Here is a 2,135-nt window from a genome sequence, read left to right on the forward strand (position 1 = left end):
GGCTGGAAGCGAGTTTGCGCGAGGCGGGGATCGATCAGTTGATCATCGTTGGCGTGGCGACGCACAACTCGGTGGAATCCACGGCGCGAACGGCTGGGAATCTGGGGTTTGAGGCGTGGGTTGTGGAGGATGCGTGCTTTACCTTCGACAAGGCGGACTTTTTCGGCAATGCCCATTCAGCTGAAGAAGTGCATGCGATGTCGCTGGGGAATCTGCATGGGGAATATGCGACGGTCGTTAGCGCCGCGAGCATTCTCATGAACGACTGAAACCTTGAACTGACCCCAAAATTAGGATTGGTGTCCAACTTTTGGGGTGCAGATCAACTTGTAGGAGCGAGGCTTGCCCGCGAAGAACGATGACGCGGTTTTTCTGATTGATCGTGGCGCCCTTTTCGCGGGCAAGCCTCGCTCCTACAGGGATTTGCGATTCAACAGGCGAAGAAGTTATTCGCCCGAATCCTCAAGCCCCGTGGCACTTCTTGAATTTCTTGCCGTTGCCGCAGGGGCAAGGGTCGTTGCGACCGACGTCTTTCAGGGCGTTGCGCACCGGTTCCTGGTGGGCGTGGCCGCAGTTTGGGCCGTGGACATGGCCATGGTCGTGATCATGGTGGTCGTGATGGTCATGATCGTGGTTGCAGTCAGGGCCATGGACGTGGGGTTGCTGGGTCATCGGGGTCACTCCGGAATTAAATCGGCGGCGATTATCACGCCATTGCGCGCCAGGTGCACGTAGTGCGCGATGAATAAACCGGTTTCAAGTGTGCCTTCCAGACGATAGGGAATCGGTTGCTCGGGTTTTTTCAGCAGTTTCACCACATCCCGAACCCTGGGCCACAGGTTGGTTCGGATCGGCACCTTGAAGTAGGCACTGTGCTTGGGGCCGACGGTGAACCAATGTTCGTGCTCGCCTTCGGTCAGCAGGACGTCCCCCAGATGAATGYGATATTCCAGGGCGCGCACCGTCAGGTCTTCGTCATTGGGGTTGTCGACGCGAAAATGCAGCAGGAATTTCTGCTCCAGCAACTTGGCCCGGACCACCTCGACCTTGACCAGATGCACTTGCGGGTCTGGCAAGTCGTTGCTGAACCATGAGGCGCAGCCGCCGACTCCTGAAAACAGAAGCAGCAAAGTGAACAGATAGAGCGCGAATCGTCCGGTGATCATGGTCGTGTTTCTCCCTTTGTAGCAGCTGCCTCGCTGTAGCAGCTGCTACGGCCGAACGCAGCTTTCGGCAGCTGCTACAGGGGGCACCTCAAGCGCCGAAATAACTCGCGCAGCACTTCTTGAACTTCTGCCCGCTGGCGCACGGGCACGCATCGTTGCGCCCGGCCTTGAGCGGCACCGTAGGGTCGATGAAGTACCAGCGGCCGGCGTTCTGCACGAATGACGAACGTTCGCGGTGGCTGTGTTCGCCGCTGCCGTCGTGCCAGCGAGCGGTGAAGGTGACGAAGGCGTGCTCCGGCTGGCCGCCGAAGACCTCGGCGCCTTCCACTTCCAGGCCCAGCCAGGTGCTCTGGGCGCTCCAGTCGCTGATCGACTGGCGATCCAGGCCGGCCTGTTGCGCGGGCAGGGTGGTGGCCACCAGATAGTCGACCAGCCCCAGCACATAGGCGCTGTAGCGCGAACGCATCAGGACTTCGGCGCTGGGGGCCGGATRGCCGGCATGGTAATGACCGCAGCAGGCATCGAGCAGCGTGCCGCTGCCGCAAGGGCAAATGGATGTACTCATTGCGTTACCACCAGTATTTCCCGAAGTTTTCCGGATTGGCCCAGAAGCGTGAGTTGAGCCAGTCGGGTACCTGTTTGTAGTCAAGCAGATCGTAGGTAAACAACGTCAACACTTGATCGTCGCGCTGGAAGCGTTCGCTGGCTTGCAGGGCCAGGGAGAAAAAATCCGTCTCCTGCCAACCGCTGGCGGGCAAGTCGGCCAACACCGCAATGCGACTGGCATTGAGGTTGYGTATCCCGCCGAGCAGATTCAGGCCGTCGCGCTTGGGTAAGTGTTCGAGGCAATCGACCACCAGCGCCAGATCAAACCGCTGCGCCGCCAGTTCGGCCGGCAATGCTCCGGGTGCGGCAAAAGCCACGATGCTATCCGGGTGCGCGAGTTTGAATGCCTCGAGCGCGGGGAAC

General features: G+C 59.8%; 5 protein-coding genes. 1 reads left to right on the plus strand and 4 read right to left on the minus strand.

The window, feature by feature from the left end; all coding sequences use genetic code 11:
- Positions 1 to 269 (plus strand): isochorismatase family protein (locus tag AC1DLB_RS28280; protein WP_477786114.1); only part of this gene is annotated, 269 nt, incomplete at its 5' end.
- A 193-nt stretch (positions 270 to 462) separates the two neighbouring features.
- Here the strand turns inward: AC1DLB_RS28280 and AC1DLB_RS28285 are convergent.
- The 4 genes from AC1DLB_RS28285 to AC1DLB_RS28300 all read right to left on the minus strand — a co-directional run.
- Complete coding sequence (locus AC1DLB_RS28285) at positions 463 to 672, minus strand: SEC-C metal-binding domain-containing protein (RefSeq protein WP_007906737.1); 210 nt, start codon at positions 670 to 672, stop codon at positions 463 to 465.
- Positions 673 to 677: 5 nt separating this feature from the next.
- A complete protein-coding gene (locus tag AC1DLB_RS28290; RefSeq protein ID WP_477786115.1) occupies positions 678 to 1,166 on the minus strand; it encodes an LEA/WHy family protein in 489 nt (162 codons plus the stop codon).
- A gap of 88 nt (positions 1,167 to 1,254) precedes the next feature.
- On the minus strand, positions 1,255 to 1,731 hold the full coding sequence (locus AC1DLB_RS28295) for a YchJ family protein (protein WP_477786116.1): 477 nt from the start codon (positions 1,729 to 1,731) through the stop codon (positions 1,255 to 1,257).
- Between the two features lie 4 nt (positions 1,732 to 1,735).
- Positions 1,736 to 2,135, minus strand: a 400-nt coding sequence (locus AC1DLB_RS28300) for a DUF6231 family protein (RefSeq protein ID WP_477786117.1), incomplete at its 5' end; no start/stop codon positions are given.

The sequence above is a fragment of the Pseudomonas sp. 05N434 genome, assembly GCF_056396965.1.

Bases quoted from the DNA above. Each gene is read 5' to 3' on its own strand.
- AC1DLB_RS28285 (WP_007906737.1), bottom strand. From the start codon at position 672: ATGACCCAGCAACCCCACGTCCATGGCCCTGACTGCAACCACGATCAT.